Source organism: Actinomadura sp. KC06 (assembly GCF_004348735.1).
Taxonomy (GTDB): domain Bacteria; phylum Actinomycetota; class Actinomycetes; order Streptosporangiales; family Streptosporangiaceae; genus Spirillospora.
Map to the genome: position 1 here is coordinate 1 of NZ_SMKT01000138.1, position 22,775 is coordinate 22,775.

The window sequence follows — 22,775 nt, forward strand, 5'->3', positions numbered from 1 at the left end:
GGAGGCTAGGGGACGGGAGGGGCCATGGCGGTGATGCTGCGGGCCTGGGCGACCGCGTGGGCGGCCCATGCGCTCGTCTGCGGGCCCGGCGGGAACTGGGCGGTGTGGTGGAAGCCGGGACCGGTCACGGAGATGGTCACGAAGCCGAGGTAGCGGCGCTCCTTCATCAGCAGGAAGAGCAGCCCCAGCAGGCAGAACCAGACGAAGACGACCGTCAGGACGATGGCCACCGTCGGGATCCCCTCGGTGACCTGGGTGGAGTCCTGGATGGTCCAGGTGGCGCCGTGCAGCGGATAACGCCCGTACGGGAGGAGGACGTGCGCGCTCGTCAGGGAGATGTCCCCGATCTGCAGCAGGACGGGTTCGGCTCCGCCGTGGGCAATCGGGTACATGCACTCACCTCTGTTCGCATGAACCGTCCGCTGATGCCAGGGATGTCCCATCTTATTGCGTCCCGCAAGAGGGGCCCGGCTTGATCACGTTTGAGTTGCGGAGCGATCAGCCGTCCTTGTCGGAATTGGGGTGATTTCATAGATTTTCCGGCAACGGGGGCCCTGTTCCTCGCGGCGCCGTCGTCCGTTACCGGCTCGAAATCCGGGCACGGGACGGGTATGCGCCCAGATCTCCCCGAGGAGACGTCCATGTCCGAGGTCAATCGCCGCGACCTGCTCGCCGGAGCCGCGGCCTTCGCCGGATTCGCGACCGTCGGCCTGCTGCCCGGCACCGCCGCCGCCGCGACCCGGCAGCGCCCCGGCGCCCTGCTGCCGCCCTCCCTCTCCACCGCGGACAAGGCGGTGGTCGCCCGCGTCGACGCCCGCCGGGCGCTGCGGCACCTGAAGGTGCTCAGCGACGGGATCGGCTGGCGCATCGCCGGGACCGAGTCCGAGCACCGCGCCGCCCGCTACATCGCCGGAGTGCTGCGCGACCTCGGCTACAAGGTCGAGTTGCAGCCGTTCCCTGTCGCCGACAAGTACCTGGCGGAGATCCGCGCCAAGGGCGAGCGGCTCTGGCAGTCCAGCGCGTCGCCGCAGGGCGCGACCGGCCGCGTCCACGGCACGGTGGTGGACGTCGGCAAGGTCGTCGAGGTCCCGGACGACGCGCGCGGCAAGCTGGTGCTGTTCGACCGCATCCTCGGCAGCGAGACCGATCAGGCCAAGGCCGCCGCGGCCGCGGGCGCCAAGGCGGCGCTCATCGTCAACGCGCGCTCGGACACCTTCCCCGAGCGCAAGCCCGCCTCGTTCGCCCCGGCCCTGAACGAGCCGGTCGCGATCCCGGTCCTCGGCCTGGCCGGGTACCACGGCGAGCGGATCCGCGCGGGCGCCCGGCGGCTGTCCTTCGAGATCACCCACCACAGCAAGCTGACCTCGTACAACGTCCTCGCGGAGCGGAAGGCGACGCTGCCGAACCCCGAGGGCAAGGCCGTCATCGTCAGCGCCCACTACGACAGCGTCCCCGGCTCGCCCGGCGCCAACGACGACGGCAGCGGGACGGTGCTGTGCCTGGAGCTGGCGCGCGTCCTGAAGCGGCTGCCCACCCAGCAGGCGATCCGCATCTGCCTGTGGGGCTCGGAGGAGTACGGGCTGATCGGCGCCCGGCACTACGTGAAGGGGCTCGACGAGAAGGGCGTCAAGCAGATCAGCGGCTGCTTCCAGAACGACATGGTCGCCACCAGCCACCCGCCCGCGGAGACGTACTGGCTGCTTTCCGTGGACGGCAAGGACAACACCACCACCGCCGCGGTGAACGCCGCCGCGCGCCGGCTCGGCTACGTCGACCAGGTCCAGGGCCCCACCGCCCGCGGCTCCAGCGACCACGAGGCGTTCTACGAGCGCGGCATCGCCGCGGGCAACTTCAGTTGGCGCGGCAACGAGGCGCCCAGCCAGCTCGAACCGATCTACCACACCCCCGAGGACACGATCGCCCAGAACATCAGCCTGAAGCGGCTCCAGGTGTCCCTGGAGATCATCGGCTGCGCCGCGTACGAGGTGGCGCGCCACAAGTAGCGGCGAAGTGGGACGCTCGCGTCTTCTGCACGTCCCGTCCGGCATCGTCCAGGCTAGCCCGGTCTCGTCCGGCATCGCCCGGTCTCGTACCGGTCTGTAACGCATTGCCGGACGGTGGCGCTGTAGGAGACGTCGGCGGTCCCCCGTATTGCACGGCCGCCGAAGGGCCGCCGCATCGTGGGAGTGGTGCGGTGCGGCCCGGCCCCGCCCCCGTTTCCGCCCAGGTCACGTTGGGGCGGGGCCCCTGGGCCTGGCACCGTCGGCCACCGCCCGCGACACTCATCGGCGCCGCACGCCCTGACCCCCGCGGCTGAGGGTTTCCTGTGAGCGGGGAGGCGCAAGCGGGGACAGGCGGGTGGCGGCCTCGCCTCAGCGGCCCACGATTCACAGGATTCTCTCGGAAGCTCCCAGAAACCGGTCGGTTCCGTCCAGCACGCTCGCTCCCATGACGACGATCGAAGTACGCGGGCTGACCAAGCGCTACGGGCCCGACACCGTGGTGGACGACCTGTCGTTCACCGTCGAGCCCGGCCAGGTGACCGGCTTCCTCGGCCCGAACGGCGCCGGCAAGTCCACCACGATGAGGATGATCATGGGTCTGGCCGCGCCGACCCGGGGGACCGCCGTCATCGGCGGGCGCCACTACCATGACCTTCCCGTCCCGCTGACCGAGGTGGGCGCGCTGCTGGACGCGGGCGCCGTGCACGGCGGCCGCAAGGCGCGCGACCACCTGCTGGCGCTCGCCGTGAGCAACGGCCTGCCGCGCCGCCGCGTCGACGAGGTCCTCGCCCGCACCGGCATCGAGACCGTGGCGGGCCGCCGGGCCGGCGGGTTCTCGCTCGGCATGCGGCAGCGGCTCGGCATCGCGGCGGCGCTCCTCGGCGACCCGCGGGTGCTGATCTTCGACGAGCCGGTGAACGGGCTCGACCCCGAGGGCATCCGCTGGATCCGGGCGTTCATGCGCTCCCTCGCCGCCGAGGGACGGGCCGTGCTCGTCTCCAGTCACCTGATGAGCGAGATGGCGCAGACCGCCGACCACCTGGTCGTCATCGGCCGAGGCCGGCTCATCGCCGACACCGGGATGAGCGACTTCCTGCATGCCAACGGGGAGGGCACGGTGCTCGTCCGGACGCCGGAGCCCGGCTCCTTCGCGCGCCGGCTGACCGAGGCCGGGGCCACCGTGCGGGACGGGCTGGAGTCCTCGCTCGTCGTGTCCGGCATGACGGGCGAGGAGATCGGCAAGCTCGCCGCCTACCACGGCGTCGCGCTCAGCGAGCTCAGCCCGCAGCGCCCCTCGCTGGAGGACGCCTTCATGGAACTGACCAAGGACAGCGTCGAATACCACGGAGCCGCATCATGAGCGCCCTCACCGCCGCGCCCAAGGCGACCTTCGCCCGCACCCTCCACGCCGAGTGGATCAAGATCCGCAGCCTGCGCTCCACCTGGCTCACGCTGGCCTGCCTGCTCGTCGTCGGGCTCGGGGTCACCGGCCTGGCGATGAGCTCCGCCGGGGACGAGTACGCGACCGCGACGGCCGAGGAGCGGCGCACCTGGGATCCGACGGGCCTCAGCCTGACGACCTACATCATCGCCCAGCTGATCATCGGCGTGCTGGGCAGCCTGATCGTCACCTCCGAGTACGCGACCGGGCTGATCCGGACGTCGCTGAGCGCCACCCCGCGCAGGCACCGGCTGCTGGCGGCCAAGATGGTGCTGGCCACCGCCATCGCCCTGGTGGCGGGCCAGACGCTGATGTTCTGCTCCTTCTTCCTGGGTCAGATCATCCTGGGCGCGCAGGACGTGCCGAACGCGAGCCTCGGCGATCCCGGCGTGTTCTCCGCCGTGGCGGGCGGCGGGCTCTACCTGTCGGCCATCGCGCTGCTCGCGGTTGGGATCGGCGCGATCATGCGGGCCACGGCGGGGGCGATCGCCACGCTGGTGGGCGTCCTGCTGCTGGTGCCCGCGCTCGCGGGGCTGTTCCCGTCGTGGCTGGACGGCGTCGTCGACATCTGGCCGACGATGGGCGCGGCGGCGGTGTTCACGACCGTCCCGGACCCCGAGTACCCGCATCCCTGGCTGAACCTCGGCGGGATGTGCCTGGGGGTCGCCGCCGTCCTGGCCGCCGCGTTCGCCGTCCAGCGCCGTCGCGACGTGTGATGCCCTACGTATCCTGGTCGGCGTGCGAGGACCAGGTCAGGCGATGACGTCCCGGGAAGGCGCCGAGCGGCTGCTGGTGGTGGACGACGAGGCCACCGTCCGGGAGCTGCTCTCCGCGACGCTGCGGTTCGCCGGGTTCCGGGTGACGTCGGCGGCGACCGGTGCGGGCGCGGTCGCCGCCGCCGACGACGAGCCCCCCGACCTGGTGCTGCTCGACGTCATGCTGCCGGACATGGACGGCTTCGAGGTCGTCCGGCGGCTGCGGGAGCAGCGCCGGGAGGGGCGCGGCGGGCCGGTGCCGGTCCTGTTCCTCACCGCAAGGGACCGCCAGGCCGACAAGGTCACCGGGCTGTCCCTCGGCGCCGACGACTACGTGACGAAGCCGTTCGACCTGGAGGAGCTCATCGCCCGCATCCGCGCGATCCTCCGCCGCACCACCGGCCACCACGGGGAGGTGCTGAAGGTGGGCGCGCTCGCGCTCGACGCCGAGGGGCACCAGGTGACGCGGGACGGACGTCCCGTCCGAGTCTCGCCCACCGAGTTCCGGCTGCTGCGCTACCTGATGGAGAACGCCGGGGTCGTGGTGTCCAAGGCGCAGATCCTCGACCGCGTGTGGCAGTACGACTTCGGCGGCGACGCCAGCATCGTCGACACCTACATCTCCTACCTGCGGCGCAAGGTCGACACCGGGGAGCCCAAGCTCATCCACACCGTGCACGGCGTCGGCTACGTGCTGCGGGAGCCCCGGCGGTGAGGCGCCCGCTGAGCCGGCTGTCGCTGCGGGCCAGGCTGCTCCTGCTCACCACGGGCCTGCTGCTGGCCGGGCTGACCCTGATCAGCGCGGTCCTGTCCGACCGCCTGGAGCGCTACCAGATCGACCGGCTCGACAGCCAGCTGCGGTCGCTCGCCACGATCGTCACCCGCGTCCCGGCAAGCGGGCCGCCCGACGTCGAGGGGGCCGCAGCCCGTCCCGACCTCCTCGATCCGGGCCTCGACCTGTTCAGCACCGCCTACCTGGTGTACCTGGACGAGGACGGGGCGGTGGCGAAGAGCGTCCACAGCCCCCGGCTGGACGCCGCGTCCCTGCCGCCGAGCGGCGCGCTCCGCCGGGTCCCCACCGGCGGGACGGCCGTCGACCTGCGCGCCGCGGACGGCTCGGAGCGCTGGCGGGCCGTCGCCCGGCCGACCGTCGGATGGCCGGGCACGGTGATCGCGGCCACGCCGCGCACCGGGGCCGACGCCACCGTCGCGCGGCTCCGGACGAGCAGCCTGATCAGCGGGAGCGCGCTGCTCGCCCTGCTGACGGCGGCCGGCTGGTTCGCGCTCGGCCGGGGCCTGCGGCCGCTGCGGCGGATCGAGCACACGGCCGCCGCGATCGCGGGCGGCGACCTCACCCGGCGCGTGCCCGGCATCGCCCCGCCGCGCACCGAGATCGGGCATCTGGCGGCGTCGCTCAACGCCATGCTCGGCCAGCTCGAAAGGGCCTTCGCCGACCGGGCAGCGTCCGAGGACCGGATGCGCACCTTCCTCTCGGACGTCAGCCACGAGCTGCGCACCCCGCTGTTCGGCATCAAGGGCACGACCGACCTCTACCGGATGGGCGCGCTGCCCGAGCGTGCCGACGTCGACGAGGCGATGCGCCGCATCGGCCACGAGGCCGCCCGCCTCACCGCGCTCACCGAGGACCTGCTGCTCCTCGCCCGGCTGGACGAGTCGCCCGAGGGCCAGGTCGACCCGGCCCCGATGGACCTGCGCACCCTCGCCGGTGACGCCCGGCACGATCTGCGGGCGCTCGACCCGTCCCGCCCGGTCGAGCTGACCGGGCCGGACGGGACCGGCCTGCCCGGCCCCGCCCCCGTGCACGCCGACGAGGCCCGGCTGCGGCAGGTCGTCGTGAACCTCGTCGGCAACGCCGCCGCCCACACGCCGCCGGGCACGCCCGTCCGCATCGGCGTCGGCACGGTGGACGGCCGCGCCGTCCTCGACGTCGAGGACGAGGGCCCGGGCATGGCGGCCGAGCAGGCGGCCCACGTCTTCGATCGCTTCTACCGGACCGACCGCTCCCGCAACCACGCGGGCGGCGCCAACGCCGGGCTCGGTCTCGCCATCGCCCGCTCCCTCGCCCGCGCCCACGGCGGCGACGTCGAGCTGCGGACCGCCGCCGGCGAGGGTGCCCGCTTCCGCCTGACGCTGCCGCTGCTCGACCAGGACTGAGCCGCCGGCGGCCCGGTCCATCACGGCACGTCGCTGGTGGCCTGCCTCCGGTCGGCGGCGAGCGCCGGGGTGTGCGGGCGGGCCAGGCGTCCCGGCCACCAGATGCGGGGTCCGGCGTCCAGCGCGAGGGCGGGGACGAGCAGCGACCGGACGATGAACGTGTCGAGCAGGACGCCGACCGCCACCAGTGCGCCCAGCCCGGCCATGAACGTGATCGGCAGGTTCATCAGCACCGAGAAGGTCGCGGCGAGCACCAGCCCGGCGCTGGTGATGACGCCGCCGGTGGTGGTCAGCCCGCGCAGCACGCCCGTCCGGTGATCGGACGCGAGCGCCTCCTGCCGCACCCGGTGCATCAGGAAGATGTTGTAGTCGATGCCGAGCGCGACCAGGAAGATGAAGCCCAGCAGCGGGGTGGAGTTGTCCAGCGCGTCCACCCCGAGCGGGCCCTTCAGCAGCAGCCACGCGGCGCCGAGCGCGGCGAAGTACGACAGCACGATGGTGCCCAGCAGCAGCACGGGCGCGGTGACCGCGCGCAGCAGCAGGATGAGGATCGCCAGGACGACCAGCAGCACCAGCGGGATCACCAGCAGGCGGTCGCGGGACGCGCCCTCGGAACTGTCGAGCGCCTCGGCGGTGGGCCCGCCGACCACGGCGTTCGCCCCGCCGACGCGATGGACGGCGTCGCGCAGGCGTTCCACGGTGCGTTCGGCGGCGGCGCTGTCGGCGGCGTCCCGCAGCGTCACCGACAACTGCACCAGCCGGCCGTCCTGGGAACGTCCGTTCTCCTGCACGGCGACCACTCCCGGCGTCGTGCGGGCCGCGTCCGTCACGGGCCCGGCGGCCGGTGCGGCGGCGATGACGTCGGCGGGCGCGGACGAGCCCGCCGGGTAGTGCGCCGCCACCAGCCGCTGCCCGGCGACCGACTCGGGCACCGTGCGGAACATCTCCTCCTGCGACGGGCCGATCCGCATCGTCCCGGCGATCAGGCCGAGCCCGGCGAGCGCCGCCGCGGTGGCGATCCAGTACGTGCGCGGGCGCGCGGCGATCGACGCCGCCACGCCCGCCCACACGCGTCCCCGCCGGGCGGGCTCGCCGGCCCGGGGGACGAACGGCCAGAAGATCCACCGCCCGAAGATCACGAGCAGCGCGGGCAGCAGGGTGATCATGGCGGCCAGCCCGCAGAGCACGCCGACGGCGCCGACGCCGCCGAGCCCGCGGCTGGAGTTGATGTCGGCGGCGAGCAGGCAGAGCATCCCGGCGACGACCGTGGCCGCGGACGCGACGATCGCGCCCCGGGACCGGCGCAGCGCCGCCGCCATCGCCTCGTGCCGGTCGGCGTGCGCGTGCAGCTCCTCCCGGTAGCGGGCGATGAGCAGCAGCGCGTAGTCGGTGCCGACGCCGAACACCAGCACGGTCAGGATCCCGGCGCCCATGCCGTCCACCGGCATGCCGGCGTGCTTGCCCAGCAGGTAGATGAACGCGTTCGCGACCTGGCTCGCCAGCGCGACGCTGAGCAGCGGCAGGATCCAGATGATGGGGCTGCGGTAGGTGAGCAGCAGCAGGATGGTCACGACGGCGACCGTGGCGAGCATCAGCTTGGCGTCCAGGTCGCTGAACACCTCGACCTCGTCGGTGGTCTGCCCGGCCGCCCCGGTCACCTTCACCTGGAGCCCGGCGGGCGCGTCGGCGTGCACCACGTCCCGGAGGCGCTTGACCGTGTCGGTGAAGCCGTCCTCGGTGAGCGGCAGGGCGACGGTCGTCATCAGCGCCTTGCCGTCGGACGACGGGCGCACGCCGGGAGCCTTCCGGTCGGCGGCGTAGGACGCCAGGGCGTGCCGGTCGCGTTCGGCCTTCGCCCGGTCGGCGGGGGTGACGCCGCCGTCGCGGACGTACACGACCACGGCCGGGATCGGCTTCGCGGAGCTGAACCGCTTGCGCAGCTCGTGGTGCTCGGACGTCTCGGCGCCCCGGGCGAAGCCGAACGTCTCGTTGTCCTCGACCTCGCCGACCTTCCCGGCCAGCGGGGCGGCGGCGAAGATGATCGCGATCCAGGCCAGCACGACGAGCCATTTGGCGCGGCGTCCGGCGGGCAGTGCGGCAATGCGGCCGAGAAGCCCGCCACCGTTGCGGGGGCGCAGCGCGCTTCGCGTTGCGTCGGGAAGCATGAAATGCTGTCCTTCCTGGGAGTACGTACCGTGACGCACGCGGCGGTCACGGCCCGTCCGGGGCCCGGCGGCGTGGATGTGCCGTCCAACGCCGGGTCGCGAAAAGGCCGGATGCCGCATGCGGGTGTGCTTCCGGATCGGGCCGTCGGGTGGCCGCCCGACGGCCCGCCCTACTCAAGGGGGCCGCCGCCCTCTCAGAGGGCGGCCGCGGGGTCGCTCACTCGATCTCCCGCATCACCTTTTCGATGGACGTCATCCGCTTCTGCAGGTCGGCGAGGTTCTCGCTGATCCGCAGCAGGTCCTCGCGGGTCTCCATCTCGGCGGTGACCGACCGTTCGGCGAGCTTGCGGTAGGCGTCCTCGCGGGCGAGCTGGACCTTGGCGCGCCAGGTGGCGAACACCTGCCAGATCAGTACGATCGCGACCGCGCCGATCACGATGAACAGCACGCCCCCGATAAGGACCCCCCAGGCGTCGTCCTCCATCAGTCGCTCCTCTTGCCGTCGTCGCCGCCCACGCTCTTGACGGTGAGCGTCCGCACCGCCGCGCCGACCCGTTCCGGATCGAGCCGCAGCACGAACGGCACCACCTCGAAATACCGCATGGCCTTCCCGTCCTCCGAGACCTCCAGCGAGCTGCGCACGAGCCCGGCGGCCTCCAGCCGGCTCAGGTGCACCCGCAGCAGCGGGCGGCTGATCCCGACCTGCCGGGCCAGCTCGCTCACGTACCTGCGGCCCTCGCCGAGCGCGGCGAGGATCCGCAGCCGGTGCGGGCTGGCCAGCGCCGACAGCGCCAGCAGCAGCTCGTCTCCCGTGCCGCCCGCCAGATCAGTGTCAACAACTTCATCCATGTGTAAACAAAAACTATCACGTGGAACATACCTCTAGCCACTGCGGCCGGAGGGAGGGCGGAGGGCGGAGGGCGGACAACGCAAAAGCGGGCCCTTCCCCAGTGGAGGTCTGGGGAAGGGCCCGAGGGAGACAGTGCACCCAGAAGCCGGTTTCTGGGGCGCTGATCACGGGTGCCTGGCGGCTCCCGTCATCACACCTGCTCCCACAGTGCCGGCACATTGGCCGGGGTCCAACCGGGCTGAGCCTGGTGGGCCTGGATGCAGCGGTACTGCACACCGTTGTAGGTGACGGTGCTCCCCACCTGGTAGACGGTCCCGGCGGCCCAGGTGCCCGTGGGCGGGTCCGGCGGGTCCGGCGGGTCGGGGTTCTGGCCCCCACCGGTGTGGAGCGTCAGGCCGTACACCTGGAGGATCTCGTTGATCGGCTGGTAGAACGTCGTCCCGCCGCTGCTGCAGTTGCCCGAGCCGCCGGACGTCACGCCCTGCGCCTGGGAACCGGAGATGTACGAACCGCCGGAGTCACCGGGCTCGGCGCACACGGTCGTCCGGGTCACCCCGGTGATCGTGCCTTCGGGGTAGGTGACGCTGGTGTTGTGCTGCGAGATCGTCCCGCAGTGCCAGCCGGTCGTGGAGCCGGAGCGGCACACGGGCTGGCCGACCTGGGTGACCGTGGAGCCGGCGACGGACGGGTCGGCGACCCTGCCGTAGCCGTTCACCTTGTTGGTCGAGGTCCACTGGCTGTTGGCCGCCACCCAGGCGTAGTCGTTGCCCGGGAAGCTGGAGCCCTGGAAGCTGCCCATGGCGACACGGTTGTGCCCCTGGACGGCCGTGCCCGCCCGGCCGCAGTGCCCTGCGGTGGCGAAGCCGTGCGTCCCGCTGCGCGTGATCGGGAAGCCCACCGAGCAGCGTCCGCCCATGTAGTAGGCGTCGCCGCCGCGGATGTCGTAGTACGTGCGCGGCTTGACGTTCGAGCGCTGGATGGCGACCTTGTCGAGGCTGACCCCGACCGCCTTGACGAGAGCGCGTGCCTTGGCGGGAGAGGAGCTCTGGAGCACGACCTTGTTGCTGCGGACGTCCACGAACCAGACCGGGGTGTGGGCCGGTCCGTTGTTCTGCATGGCACGATCCAGCTGGGCCTTCGCGGCGTCGAGCTCGGCGAGGCTGTGCTCGACGACCACGGCGCGGGCGCCGTGCGCCGCGATCTCGGCCGCCTTGGCGGGGTTGGTGGTGGCGACGTGGAGCGTGTCGCCGGTCTTGCCGGTGACGTAGCTGCCGGAGTAGCTGCCGGCCAGGCGGACCTGCAGCTTGCCGGCCTTGGCGCCGGTGTCGACCTGGTTGGCGAGCGCCTGCTTCGCCTGGGCCTGGGTGAGCCCGAGGTCGCGCTGCATCGCCTTCAGCATGTCAGCCGAGGCGGCGGCGGCGTTGGCCGCTGCCAGCGGCTTGGTGTAGGAGCCGGGAGGTAGCTGGTAGGAGCCGGGCGGCTGGGCCGTCGCGGTGCCTTGAATGCCGGCGAGGCCCAGCGCGCCGACGGCGATTACGGCGACCCGAAGGCCGCGTCTGTGAGACATGGTCTCTCCTTGTGTGGGGGTGCGGCAAAGGTAGATTGACTTTGCGCAGGTGAGAAAGCCTCTCCCCGGCGGTGTTCTGGCGAGTTATCGCCGGTGTCGATCTTCGCCACCAATCCCACTTGCCCGGCCGGGCCAATCGAGCGGAAAATCAAAGAACTCCATTTGAGTGCGCGAAGATCACGTGCGACGTGGAAGATGTGCGGTCGCCGCAGCCGCTGAGGCAAGAATTTGCGGGTTTCGGACGCGAGTTGGGCCCTGCTTGGACGGGGCGGATGACCGTGTTCCGCATGAATAGTGCTCAGAGGCTTGGCTGCCCCACGCCTTTGCTGGATAATCCGTCCATGTCTCCCGCGTCCGCTGCAACCGACGAGAATCCATTCGCGGCTCTCGGTATCACCACTCTGCAGCAGTCCCTTTACAGCACGTTGCTGCACCACCCCGGAACCACATTCGGTGAGCTGGCCGAGTTGTCGGACGAACCCCGGCCGCGGCTGGCGGGGCTTCTGAAAGAACTCGAAGCGCTCGGCATGGTGGGCATCGACGCGTCCACCGACCCGAAGTACTTCCCCTACCCGCCGGACGCCGTCGTCGAGACGCTGATCCGCCAGCGGGAGACGGAGTTCATCCGCGCGCGGATCGAGGCCAAACGCCTCAGCGGCGACCTGCTCGCCGCCGAGCAGCGCACGAATCCGCAGAAACTCGTCGAGATCATCGACGGGATGGAGGCGGTGGTCCAGCGCTACGAGCAGGTCCAGCGCAGCGCGGTCAAGCACGTCAAGGCCATCGACAAGCCGCCCTACGCCGTCGATCCGAAGGCCCCGAACGAGGTCGAGCGCGAGCAGATCGGCCACGGCGTGGAGTACCGCGTCATCTTCACCCCGGACGCGCTCGCCATTCCCGAGAAGCTGGAAATGGCCAGGCAGGACGCCATCATCGGAGAACGCGCCCGGGTGCTGGAGAGCGCGCCGACAAAACTCATCATCGTGGACGACGAAATGGCGCTGATGCCGCTGCGGGGCGACGACCCGGGAATCAGCGCCGTGATCCGCCCCTCGACGCTTCTCGACATTCTCATCAATGTGTTCAACACCTGCTGGGAACAGGCCACCCCGCTGCAGGGCGACAACGAGTCGGGGGACGTCTGGCCGCGGCTTTCCGAGGCCGACCGGCACCTGCTGACGCTGCTCGCCGCCGGGCTCAAGGACGAGGCGGTGGCCCGCCACACCGGAATGGGCGCGCGCACGGTGAGCAGGCACGTCGCCCGCCTTCTCCGCACGCTCAACGCCCGCACCCGGTTCCAGGCGGGCGTCCACGCCGCCCGCCGCGACCTGGTCTGACGGCGAACACGCGCCAGGGGCCTACCTGGGTCGGGCCCGGCCCCGGGACGCCCGGCGCGGACGTCAGAGGTGCACCTCGTTCCGGGAGGCGACGTTGAGCTTGCGCAGGATGTTGGCGACGTGCTCCTCGACCGTCCGGCGCGACAGGAACAGCGCCTGCGCGATCTCGCGGTTGGTGCGCCCGCCCGCCAGCAGCCGGGCCACGTCCCGCTCGCGGGGCGACAGCTCGTTGCCGTACCCGCGGCGGCCCCGGCGGGACGGGGTGGCGGCCCCGGTGCCGCGGACGAGGTGCCGGCAGCGCGCCGCGTCGATGGGCGCGCCGAGCTTCTCGTAGGACCGTGCCAACTCGCCGAGCACCTCGGCGTCGGCCGGCTCGCCGCGGGCGGCCCGCTCGGTGAGCCGGGCCGTCCGGTAGGGCAGGCCGAGGCGCTCGTGGCGGCGGATCGCGGACGCGAACAGGCGGGCGGCGGCGGGGTCCCCGGCGGCGCGGGCGAGCTGGGCGCGGCAGGCGTCCAGGGCCGCGGCGGCGAGCGGGGCGTGCAGGCCGGCGAGCCCCGCGCGCAGGTCCGCCACCAGCGTGCGCGCGTCGTCGTCGCGCCCGCCGGCCAGGAACGCCTCGACGGCCTGCGGCGCCAGATCGCCCGCCCACACCCAGAGGCCCTTGCGGCGGAGCAGCGCGGCCCCGCGGTCGGCGTGGGCGCAGGCGGCCGCGACGTCGCCGCGGTCCAGCAGCATCGTGACCATTCCGCCGGTCGCGGCGTTCGCGACCGGGATGATGGCGGAGTCGGGCTGGGACATGCGGGTGGCCTGGTAGCAGGCTTCGGCCCGGTCCCAGTCTCCGCGGACCGTGGCCAGCCAGCCGAGGACGAGCTGCAGCTCGCTGGCGACGGGCAGCAGGTAGGTGTACGTCTGCGCCATCCGCTCGGCGCGCTCCTCCAGCCCGTCCCACGCGCCGGCGAGCCAGTCCAGCCGGATGCGGGTGGCCTCGGCGGTGCCGATCACATACGGCGCGCCGGCCTGCGTCGCGAGGGTGAGGCCGATGTGCAGGTGCTCCCACGCGTGCGGGTAGTCGCCGATCCACGAGCACGCGTCGGCCAGGTTGCAGTGCGACCGCGCCAGCTCGCGCGTCTGCTCGGTGTCGCCGGGCTCCGACGGCGCGGGCAGCAGCGCGATGCGGTCCCGGGCGCGGGGTTCACCGGCGATCAGCCGGGCGCCGACGGTGTTGGCGAGCAGCGACGTGCGGAGCGCGCCCGGCGGGAGCTCGGCGAGCGCTTCGTCGACCTCGTCCAGCCAGGCGTGGCTCTCGGCGATCGGCGTCGTGCCGAGGTAGGGCAGGGCGAGGACGGCCATCCCGCGCAGCCACCGCGCGGGATGGTCGCGCAGCGAGCCGATGGCCAGCTCGATGTGCGCGCGGCCCCGGTCCATCTCGCCCGTCCTGCGGACGAGCAGCAGCCCGAGCCACAGCCGCACCTCGCCGCGGACCATGTCGGACAGCCGGGCGTCCGACAGCAGCCGCTCGATCTGGGTGATCACCCCGTCGTGGTGCAGGCCGGTGAGCGCGTGCTGGCACAGCTTGGTGGCCAGCCGGTTCACGTCCGCGGCCGGGACGGACGGATCCGCGACCGTCGCGCAGAGCAGGTCGATCGCCGTCGAGGCGTCCCCGGCCACCACCGAGGCGTCGGCGGCGTCCTCGCTGTGCCGGAGCCAGTCGGCGAGCAGCCCGGCGTGCTTGGCGTGCGCGGCGAGCCGCACCAGCGGGGGCGGGTCGCGCCGCGCCAGCGCCCGCAGCGCGCGCAGGTGCAGGTCCTGGCGGTACGGGCCGGGCAGCGCGTCGTACACGGCGCGCTGGGCAAGGGCGTGCCGGTAGCCGTACTCGTTCTCGGCGGTCTCGACCAGCACCGCGCCGTCGAGCAGCCGGGTGACCTGCTCGTGGTCACCGGCCCCCGCCACCTCGCTCAGCAGCGCCGCCGTCGCCGGGACGCCGAGGACGGCCGCCGCCTCCGCGAGCGACCGGGCGGCGGCGGGCAGCGCGTGCATGCGCTCGGCCATCGCCTCCCGCAGCAGCGCGGGCACCTCGACGTTGTCGAGCAGGCGCCGGGCCGCGGCGCCGTCGAACCGGACGCCGCCGTCGAGGTCGCGCAGCGAGTACGTCATCTCCTCGACGACGAACGGGATGCCCGCGGTGCGCTGCCGCAGGATCTCGGCGAACCCCGCGGGCACCGTCCGCCCGCCGAGGATCGCGCCGACCAGCCCGCGGACGGCCTCGGTGTCCAGCGGGCCGAGGACGAGGTGCGCGGCGGTGGTGCCGGGCGGCGGCCGGAACGCCCGGCCGAGCGGGGCGTCCGCGGGCAGGTCCTCGCGGCGGAAGGTCACCACCAGCGACAGGCCGGGCGGCGGGTTCGACATCACGAACCGGAGCAGCTGGCGGGTGCCGTCGTCGGCCCAGTGGACGTCCTCGATCACCAGCACCGCGCGGCCGAGCGCGGCCAGCAGGTCGCGGACCGCGCGGAACAGCCGGTGCCGCTCCGCGGCCGGATCGCCGAGCGGGTCCGGCGGGGGAGGCAGCCGGTCGGCCAGCTCGGGCAGGTAGGGGCGCAGCGCGCCGGTGACCGCGCTCGGCTCGGCGATCCGGTCGCCGCAGGCGCGCAGGCACTCGAAGATGACGCCGTACGGGAACGGGTCGCTCAGCGGCTGGCAGTACCCGACCGCGATCCACGCGTCGTCGCCCTCGTCGCCGTCGCGGTCCTCGCCCGCGCGCAGGCCGTTCACCAGCTCGGCGACCAGGCGGGTCTTGCCGACGCCCGCCTCGCCCTCGACGAACGCGACGGACGGGAACCCGGCGATCGCGGTCGCGAGCGTGTCCAGTTCAGCTGCACGCCCGATCAGCACCGGCGAGCCGGTGCGGACGGAGACCGTGGACCGTCCGGACCGTCCGCGCCCATTCACGCGCCCACCGTTCTCGGTCATCTTCGCTCCCCGCCGGAAATGCCACGCGCGAGGTGACTGCGCCCCGAGCACCAGCGTGGATTCCAGAGGATAAGCGTCACTGTGCGTTTCCGGAACCCCGTGAATCGTGATTCTTAATCCCGTATCCCTACGGGGTGTTGCCACGGTTGTTCAGCGCGGATCGGCGGCGGATTGTAGCCGCCGAGTGGCCGCCCGCTCCCCTACCCCCACCTGAATGGCCACTCGTCCGGACGGCCGGAAACCGTCCGGGTCAGGACGAAGGAGTGGTCATGCCAGCCACATGGCGAATTCCGGCGCGAACCGAAGGGAGGGCCATGCGCGGCGCACCGCTGGCCGCGGTCCTCATGGCCTTCGCGTGCGCCGCCGCGCTGCCGGGCGGCACCGCCGCCGCGGACGAGCCGGAGGGCACGGTGATGCGGGCGGACCGTCCGGTCGCCGGCCAGTACATCGTCGTACTCCGCGACGACGCCCCAGCGGCCGCCCAAGGACAGGCGGCCGAGCTGACCAGGCGCTATGGCGGACTCGTCCGCGCCACCTACACGGTCACGCTCAACGGGTTCGCGGTACGGAACATGTCCGCGAAGCAGGCGCGGCGGCTGGCGGCCGACCCGTCGGTCAAGGCCGTGTACGAGGACGGCACCGCGCGGGCGACGGCGGGCGAGCAGCCGAACCCGCCGTCCTGGGGCCTCGACCAGATCGACCAGAAGACGACCAGCCTGGACAAGAAGTACACCTATCCGAACACCGCCGACGGCGTCACCGCCTACGTGATCGACTCCGGGGTCAACAAGGACCACCCCGAGTTCGAGGGGCGGGCGTCCCACGGCTACGACTTCGTGGACGACGACGCCGACGCGTCCGACTGCTTCTGGCACGGCACGCATGTCGCCGGGACGATCGCCGGCAAGACCGTCGGCGTCGGGAAGAAGGCCAAGGTCGTCGCGGTCCGCTCGCTCGGCTGCGGCGGGAGCGCCCCGGACTCGGCGACCGTCAGCGCGCTGGAGTGGGTCGGCGCGAACGGCGCCCGCCCGGCCGTGGTGAACATGAGCCTCGGCATGGACACGGTCGGCGTAGGCGACCAGCAGGTGAAGGCGCTGGTGGCGAAGGGGTTCGTGGTCGCGGTGGCCGGCGGCAACAACGGCCAGGACGCGTGCGGCACCAGCCCCGCCCGGGTCCCCGAGGCGATCACCGTCGGCTGGATCAACCAGGGCGGCAGCCGCAGCGGCAACTACGGCACGTGCCTCGACCTGTTCGCGCCGGGCGGCAACATCTACTCGTCCGACCACACCGGCGGCTTCCGCACCGGCAGCGGCACGTCGATGGCGACGCCGCACGTCGCCGGCGCGGCGGCCATGTACCTGCAGGCCAACGGGAGCGCCACGCCGGCGCAGGTGGAGGACGCGCTCGTCGACAACGCCACCCCCGGGCTCGTGACGAACCCCGGCAGCGGCTCCCCGAACAAGCTGCTGTGGACAGGCTTCATCGGCGGCGGCACGACGACGTGCGGCACCAAGTCCAGCGACGAGGACGTCGAGATCCCGGACCCGGCCGCGGACGGCACCCCGCGCCCCGCGGTCGGCAGCACGATCGTCCAGGACGGATGCGAGGGCGCGGCGCCGGCCGCGCTGCCGGTCAAGGTGGACATCGACCACGGCTACACCGGCGACCTGGTGATCGACCTCGTCGCTCCGAGCGGCGCCGTGCACAGCCTCAAGAAGGCGGGCGGCGTCTCCGAGCCCGGCGGGCTGCACAAGACCTACACCGTGAACGCGTCCGGCGAGAAGGCCGACGGCACCTGGAAGCTCCAGATCCAGGACGTGTACCGGTTCGACACCGGCAGGCTCACGGGCTGGTCCATCACCTTCTGATGATCATCCCCGTTCCCATCACCCCCCATCAGCAGAGGGAACCCGAATGAGAGCACCCCGAATGAGAGCACCGCGTCTGATCGTGCCGCTGGCCCTCGTGCTGGCCGCGACGATCCTGCCCCTGACCGGCCAGGCCGCGGCGGACCAGCCGCGCCCGCGCAGCACCGCGGCCATCCCCACCGACCAGCTCCAGCCCGGCACGACCCCCGCCCCGGGCATCGTCAACGGCCAGCGCGCCTCGTACAAGGACCACCCGTCGATCATCGCGGGGCTCCGGGTCGGCGGCGGCGGGCCGCAGGGCGCGTCCTGCACGGCCTCCGTCGTCGGGAAGCGGACGATCCTCACCGCCGCGCACTGCATGATCGACGTCACCGGCGCGAAGAGCTACGTGTACGGCGACGACGACCTGAACAGCTCGGGCGACGAGGTCTTCCGCACGAAGGTCGCGAAGTTCGTCACGCACCCGCAGTACAGGCAGGCGAACGACTGGAAGAAGGGGTACGACGTCGCCGTCGTCACGACGGAGGACGACATCCCGGTGCCGCAGAGCCAGTGGGCGAAGGTCGCCGGGTCGGGCGACAGCGCGCTGACCCAGCCGGGCAAGTCCGGTGTCGTGCTCGGGTTCGGCAAGCACCAGCCGGGCGAGCTGTACACGACCACGCTGCCGATCAACGATCCGAACGGCTGCCAGGTCTTCGACGTCCGGGTCAACGGCGAGGTCATGCTGTGCACCGGATACGACGACGGTCACACGGGCATCTGCTCCGGTGACAGCGGCGGCCCGTTCACCGTGGACGGCGTCGTCGTCGGCGTCGTGTCGTGGGGCGCGGGCACCTGCGACCGCTACGGCGTCATGGCCCGGCTGACCAACGAGATGGGCGACTGGGCCAAGAAGACCATCGGCACCGAACCCGGCGACGGGACGTTCGGCGTCGGCGTCAGCCCGGCGTCCGGCAAGGTCGAGCCCGGCAAGCACGTCTCCACGACGGTCACCAGCCAGCCCGGCACGCAGGGCGCGGAGAAGCTCGACCTGTCCGCGTCGGGGCTGCCCGCCGGTGCGACGGCGACCTTCCAGCCGTCCGCGATCGACGCGGGCGGGACCGCCAAGCTGACCGTCCAGACGTCGGCGTCCACCCCCGAGGGCACCTACAAGATCACCGTCAACGCGAAGGGGGCGTCCGGGACGAAGACCACCGATTACACGCTGACCGTCGGCGCCGGCGGCGACACGGCGGGCCCGCAGGTGGCGATCTCGCCGGCGTCCGGCACCGTGCAGCGCGGCGGGTTCGCCCGGGCGACGATCACCGTCACCGGCGGGACGGGCGCGAGCCGCCTGAGCGGGTCCGGGACGGGCCTGTTCTTCGCGCCGTTCTTCAACCCGCCGTCCGTCGAGCCGGGCGGGACCTCGCAGGTCACCGTCGTCGCCCCGTTCACCCCGGGCACCTACAAGATCAACATCACGGCCACGGACGGCGCGTCGAGGACCGGCGGCGGCGTCTACACCCTCACCGTCCAATGACCTTGGGCAGGTGAGCCTGCGGGCTGGGGCCGCAGGCCGGCGGGCCGCGCTCACCTGACCGGCGGCCCGCCGGATCGACCCCGCGGCCCGCCTGGCCGCCCTGTGTGGGGGACGGCCCGGCGGGTCGCGGCCGGGCACGGTGCCAGCCCTCACCGTGCCCGGCCGCATGTCACCCGTCAGGCCGCCGTGACGGCGGGGGTGTAGTGGGACGCGTCGTCGCCCTCGACCAGGTAGCTGCGCCGCCCGTCGACACCGGCCGGGACGTCGCCCGCGACGGTGACGCGGTGCAGCAGGCGCGGCAGGTCGCCGTAGTCGTCGGGCGCGTAGTGCTGCGTGATCCGGTTGTCGAACACGATCAGGTCGCCCGGGGCCCACACCCAGCGCAGGACGTTCTCCGGGCGGGTGACGTAGGACTGCAGGATGTCGAGGATGGCGCGTCCCTCCCGCTGGGACGACAGCCCGACGATGCTCTGCGCGAACCCGCCGATGAACAGGTTCCGCTCGTCCGACTCGGGGTGCACGCGCACCACCGGATGGGCGGTCTTCCATTTTCGGGACACGAACGCCTTGCGGTGCTCGGCCGCCTTGGCGGGGTCGGCGCCGCTCTTGCCGGGCTTGACGTAGTCGTAGTCGTTGGTGTGGACGGCCCAGAGCCGGTCGGCGAGTTCGCGCAGCTCGTCGGGCAGGTCGCGGTAGGCGGCGGCGGAGTTGGCTATGAGGGTGTTGCCGCCGTAGGGCGGGATGACCAGGCCGCGCAGCGTGCTGATCTTTGGCGGGGTGCGCACGAAGGTGACGTCGGTGTGCCAGTGGTTGGCCCGTCCCGACTCGCTGTCGACGGGCAGGATCTCGGGGCGTCCGTCCACGGCGGGGACGGTGGGGTGGGCGCCGGTGAGCGCGCCGAAGCGCGAGGCGAAGGCGACCTGGTCGTCGTCGGTGAGGTCCTGCCGGCGGAAGCCGAGGACCTTGTGCTCCAGGAGCGCGGCGTGGATCTCGCCGAAGATCGAGTCGGACAGGTCGCGGACGTCGACGCCCGTGATCTCCGCGCCGATGCGCCCGCCGATCCTGCGGATGTCGAAGTCGGACATGCATCCACCTCTTCTCTCGTAGTGGGGGAAGGAGGAACCCGCTGTCCCTAGAGCGAAGCACGGCCGCGAGGTATAGTCAACAATTCCTATCGGTTGAGTCGGAAATTGGAGACGCTCTTGATCGCGACGGCCGGCACGCGCGGCGCGGGCAGCACGCGCAGCACGGGAACGACACGACGACGATTCATCTCCACGCTCGCGGCCGCGGCCGCCGCCGTCCCGGTCGCCGCCGCCTGCGGGGGCGCGGCGGGGAGCGCCCGGCGCACGAGCACCCTGCGCTACCAGGGCTGGACAGGCCAGGTCACGCTGCCGGAACTCGCCGCCGACCTCGGCCACCTGGGCGACGTGCGGTTGCAATGGATCGGCAACACGATCAGCGGGCCGCAGGACGTCCAGTCCGCGGCCACGGGGCAGGTCGACTTCGGCGGCGCGTTCAACGGCGCGGTCGTCAAGCTGCGGGAGGCGGGGGCGCCGATCACGGCCGTCATCGGCTACTACGGCACCGACGAGCTGTCCTACAACGGCTTCTTCGTCCTGGCCGACAGCCGGATCAGGTCACCCCGCGACCTGATCGGCAAGAAGGTCGGGATGAACACGCTGGGCGGCCACTCCCAGGCCGTCCAGGACCTCTACCTGCGCCGCAACGGGCTGTCCGGCGGCGACATCGCGAAGGTGGAGGCGCTGGCGGTGCCGCCCGTCACGATGGAGCAGTCGCTGCGGCAGGGGCGGCTCGACGTCGCCGCGCTCAACGGGATCTTCCGCGACAAGGCGATCGCGTCCGGCGGCGTCCGCACGCTGTTCAAGGACCTCGACTTCCTCGGCGAGTTCACCGCCGGGTCCTACGTCTTCCGGGACGACTTCGTCGAGCGCAACCCCGACACCGTCCGCGCCTTCACCGCCGGGGTCGCCAGGACGATCGAATGGTCGCGGGAGCGGCCGCGCGCCGAGGTGATCGACCGCATGACGAAGATCCTCCGGTCGCGGGGACGCAACGAGAACGCCGACGCGCTCCGGTACTGGAAGTCGTGGGGCGTGGCGGGCGCGGGCGGCGTGATGACCGACCGGGAGTTCGGCACCTGGCGGGCGTGGCTGGAGGACGTCGGCCAGATCCCGAAGGGCGAGGTCAAGGCAGCCGACCTGTACACCAACGAGTTCAACCCGTACGCGAGCGGGAGGGGCGGACGATGACCTCGAAGACCCCGAAGATCAGCATTGCGGGTGTCGGGAAGACGTTCGCCGTCCGGGGCGGCGGCGAGTTCACCGCGCTCCACGACGTCCGGCTGGACGTCGCGGACGGCGAGTTCCTCGTCGTGGTCGGCCCGTCCGGGTGCGGGAAGTCGACCCTGCTCGATCTGATCGGCGGGCTGGCCGCGCCGTCGTCCGGGCGGATCCTCATCGACGGGACGGAGGTCACCGGCCCCGCCCTCGACCGGGGCATCGTGTTCCAGCAGTACGCCCTGCTCCCGTGGCGGACGGCGCTCCGCAACGTCGAGTTCGGGCTGGAGGCGGCGGCGTCCCGGACCGGGCTCCGCCGCCGGGAGCGGGCCGGGATCGCCCGCGAGCACCTCGATCTCGTCGGCCTGTCCGCGTTCGCCGACCGCTATCCGCACGAGCTGTCCGGCGGCATGAAGCAGCGGGTCGCGATCGCCCGCAGCCTCGCCTACGACCCGGACGTGCTGCTCATGGACGAGCCGTTCGCCGCCCTCGACGCGCAGACCCGCGAGTCCCTCCAGGACGAGCTGCTGCGCATCTGGGCGCGGACGGGCAAGACCGTCGTGTTCATCACCCACGGCATCGACGAGGCCGTCTACCTGGGCGGACGGGTGGCCGTGCTGACGGCGCGGCCCGGCACCGTGAAGGAGGTCGTCGGCATCGACCTCGGGCCCCGCGACGACGACGCGGACGTCCGGTCGAGCCCCGAGTTCGCGGCGCACCGCCACCGGGTGTGGTCGCTGCTGCGTGACGAGGTCCAGACGGCACAGCGGCTGACCGTCCCGGCGCCGCGGAAGGAGGAGGAGGCCCAGCATGGTTAGCACCACGAAAGCGCCCGAACTCACCGAGCCCGGGCCCGCCGCCGCGCTGCCCCCGACCCGGCCGCGCCGCCCGGCGATCCCGCGAGCCGTCGCGGCGGCGGCCGCCATCCTCCGGCGGACGGTCGCGCTCGTCGCGTTCTTCGCCGTCTGGGAGCTGGCCCCGCGCGCCGGCCTGGTCGACCCGATCTTCCTGCCGCCGGTGTCGGAGGTCGTCCCGGCGCTGTGGGACCTGGCCGAGGGCGGCCAGCTGTGGCGCAACGCCCGGACGAGCCTCGTCCGCTCGCTGTCCGGGTTCGGGCTGGCGATCGTCCTGGCGGTGCCACTCGGCCTGCTCATCGGCTGGTACCGGCCGGTCGCGGAGCTGCTGAACCCGCTGCTCGAACTGTTCCGCAACACCGCCGCGATCGCGCTGCTGCCGGTGTTCATCCTGATCCTCGGCATCGGCGAGACGTCGAAGGTGGCGATCGTCCTGTACGCGTGCACGTGGCCGATCCTGCTCAACACGATCAGCGCCGTCCGGACCGTGGACCCGACGCTGGTCAAGTCCGCGCGGTCGCTGGGGCTGCCCGCGCCGCGCATCTTCCAGAAGGTCATCCTGCCCGCCGCCGTCCCGACGATCTTCACCGGGATCCGGCTGGCCGGGGCCACCGCGGTGCTGGTGATGATCGTCGCGGAGATGGTGGGCGCGAAGGAGGGGCTCGGGTTCCTGATCAACTCGTCCCAGCAGAACTTCGCGATCGCCGACATGTACGCCGGGATCGTCGCGATCTCCGCGCTCGGGCTGCTGTTCAACCATCTGCTCGTCCTGATCGAGCGCCGTTTCACGCGCTGGCGCACCGAAACCGGCCGCTGAGACGACTCTTACCCCCAAGTCATGTGTGGACGCCGCCGTCCGTCTGTATCATTCTTTCTCGACCAAACATGTATAGAAAGTAGGGGAGGGGTGCAATGTCCGGACGCAGGGCGGCGTTGGCGCTGGGGCTGGCGGCCATCGCCGTGGGGGCGGCGGG

General features: G+C 72.4%; 18 protein-coding genes. 11 read left to right on the forward strand and 7 right to left on the reverse strand.

The annotated features are described in order from the left end of the window. Positions 1-5: 5 nt before the first annotated feature. Positions 6-392, reverse strand: a complete 387-nt coding sequence (locus E1287_RS32265; protein WP_131969057.1) for a hypothetical protein — start codon at positions 390-392, stop codon at positions 6-8. Between the two features lie 249 nt (positions 393-641). Here E1287_RS32265 and E1287_RS32270 point away from each other — a divergent pair, with 249 nt between their 5' ends. The 5 genes from E1287_RS32270 to E1287_RS32290 all read left to right on the forward strand — a co-directional run bounded on the left by E1287_RS32270 (position 642) and on the right by E1287_RS32290 (position 6,374). Beyond that, positions 642-2,003, forward strand: a complete 1,362-nt coding sequence (locus tag E1287_RS32270; RefSeq protein ID WP_131969058.1) for a M20/M25/M40 family metallo-hydrolase — start codon at positions 642-644, stop codon at positions 2,001-2,003. 445 nt (positions 2,004-2,448) lie between these two features. Continuing rightward, entirely contained in the window at positions 2,449-3,363 is a 915-nt protein-coding gene (locus E1287_RS32275; protein ID WP_131969059.1) for an ATP-binding cassette domain-containing protein, read from the forward strand. Continuing rightward, complete coding sequence (locus tag E1287_RS32280) at positions 3,360-4,160, forward strand: ABC transporter permease (RefSeq protein WP_131969060.1); 801 nt, start codon at positions 3,360-3,362, stop codon at positions 4,158-4,160. Before E1287_RS32275 ends, E1287_RS32280 begins: the two co-directional genes overlap by 4 nt. A 43-nt stretch (positions 4,161-4,203) precedes the next feature. Further along, positions 4,204-4,914 carry a response regulator transcription factor gene (locus tag E1287_RS32285; RefSeq protein ID WP_131969071.1) on the forward strand — a complete coding sequence of 237 codons (711 nt, stop codon included), beginning with the start codon at positions 4,204-4,206 and terminating at the stop codon, positions 4,912-4,914. Next, the gene (locus tag E1287_RS32290; RefSeq protein ID WP_207934597.1) at positions 4,911-6,374 is read left to right on the forward strand and encodes a HAMP domain-containing sensor histidine kinase; all 1,464 of its coding nucleotides are present in this window, start codon (positions 4,911-4,913) and stop codon (positions 6,372-6,374) included. The genes E1287_RS32285 and E1287_RS32290 overlap by 4 nt, the downstream gene beginning before the upstream one ends. A gap of 20 nt (positions 6,375-6,394) precedes the next feature. Here E1287_RS32290 and E1287_RS32295 read toward each other — a convergent pair whose 3' ends face one another. The 4 genes from E1287_RS32295 to E1287_RS32310 all read right to left on the reverse strand — a co-directional run bounded on the left by E1287_RS32295 (position 6,395) and on the right by E1287_RS32310 (position 10,956). Next, positions 6,395-8,539, reverse strand: a complete 2,145-nt coding sequence (locus E1287_RS32295) for an MMPL family transporter (RefSeq protein ID WP_131969061.1) — start codon at positions 8,537-8,539, stop codon at positions 6,395-6,397. Between the two features lie 217 nt (positions 8,540-8,756). Beyond that, positions 8,757-9,023 carry a hypothetical protein gene (locus E1287_RS32300; protein ID WP_131969062.1) on the reverse strand — a complete coding sequence of 89 codons (267 nt, stop codon included), beginning with the start codon at positions 9,021-9,023 and terminating at the stop codon, positions 8,757-8,759. Continuing rightward, positions 9,023-9,388 (reverse strand): winged helix-turn-helix domain-containing protein, encoded by a 366-nt coding sequence (locus E1287_RS32305; protein ID WP_131969063.1) that lies wholly within the window; start codon positions 9,386-9,388, stop codon positions 9,023-9,025. Before E1287_RS32305 ends, E1287_RS32300 begins: the two co-directional genes overlap by 1 nt. Positions 9,389-9,579: 191 nt before the next feature. Beyond that, entirely contained in the window at positions 9,580-10,956 is a 1,377-nt protein-coding gene (locus E1287_RS32310; protein WP_131969064.1) for a carbohydrate-binding protein, read from the reverse strand. Positions 10,957-11,297: 341 nt separating this feature from the next. Here E1287_RS32310 and E1287_RS32315 point away from each other — a divergent pair, with 341 nt between their 5' ends. Further along, positions 11,298-12,293, forward strand: a complete 996-nt coding sequence (locus E1287_RS32315) for a LuxR family transcriptional regulator (RefSeq protein ID WP_165969298.1) — start codon at positions 11,298-11,300, stop codon at positions 12,291-12,293. Between the two features lie 63 nt (positions 12,294-12,356). Here the strand turns inward: E1287_RS32315 and E1287_RS32320 are convergent, their stop codons facing one another. Next, the gene (locus tag E1287_RS32320; RefSeq protein WP_131969066.1) at positions 12,357-15,260 is read right to left on the reverse strand and encodes a LuxR family transcriptional regulator; all 2,904 of its coding nucleotides are present in this window, start codon (positions 15,258-15,260) and stop codon (positions 12,357-12,359) included. 314 nt (positions 15,261-15,574) lie between these two features. Here E1287_RS32320 and E1287_RS32325 point away from each other — a divergent pair, with 314 nt between their 5' ends. After that, the gene (locus tag E1287_RS32325) at positions 15,575-17,128 is read left to right on the forward strand and encodes a S8 family serine peptidase (protein ID WP_165969299.1); all 1,554 of its coding nucleotides are present in this window, start codon (positions 15,575-15,577) and stop codon (positions 17,126-17,128) included. Between the two features lie 61 nt (positions 17,129-17,189). Continuing rightward, complete coding sequence (locus E1287_RS32330) at positions 17,190-18,647, forward strand: trypsin-like serine protease (RefSeq protein ID WP_131969067.1); 1,458 nt, start codon at positions 17,190-17,192, stop codon at positions 18,645-18,647. A gap of 176 nt (positions 18,648-18,823) precedes the next feature. On the opposite strand, the gene E1287_RS32335 is transcribed toward E1287_RS32330, so the two are convergent. Then, positions 18,824-19,732: a TauD/TfdA family dioxygenase gene (locus E1287_RS32335; protein ID WP_131969068.1), complete on the reverse strand. Its 909-nt coding sequence runs from the start codon at positions 19,730-19,732 to the stop codon at positions 18,824-18,826. Between the two features lie 105 nt (positions 19,733-19,837). Between E1287_RS32335 and E1287_RS32340 the strand changes: the two genes are divergently transcribed. The 3 genes from E1287_RS32340 to E1287_RS32350 are packed head-to-tail and all read left to right on the forward strand — an operon-like array spanning position 19,838 to position 22,618. Then, positions 19,838-20,920: an ABC transporter substrate-binding protein gene (locus tag E1287_RS32340; protein WP_243719578.1), complete on the forward strand. Its 1,083-nt coding sequence runs from the start codon at positions 19,838-19,840 to the stop codon at positions 20,918-20,920. Then, positions 20,917-21,765, forward strand: a complete 849-nt coding sequence (locus tag E1287_RS32345) for an ABC transporter ATP-binding protein (RefSeq protein ID WP_131969069.1) — start codon at positions 20,917-20,919, stop codon at positions 21,763-21,765. The genes E1287_RS32340 and E1287_RS32345 overlap by 4 nt, the downstream gene beginning before the upstream one ends. Next, positions 21,758-22,618 carry an ABC transporter permease gene (locus E1287_RS32350; protein ID WP_131969070.1) on the forward strand — a complete coding sequence of 287 codons (861 nt, stop codon included), beginning with the start codon at positions 21,758-21,760 and terminating at the stop codon, positions 22,616-22,618. Before E1287_RS32345 ends, E1287_RS32350 begins: the two co-directional genes overlap by 8 nt. The last annotated feature ends 157 nt before the right edge of the window (positions 22,619-22,775 follow it).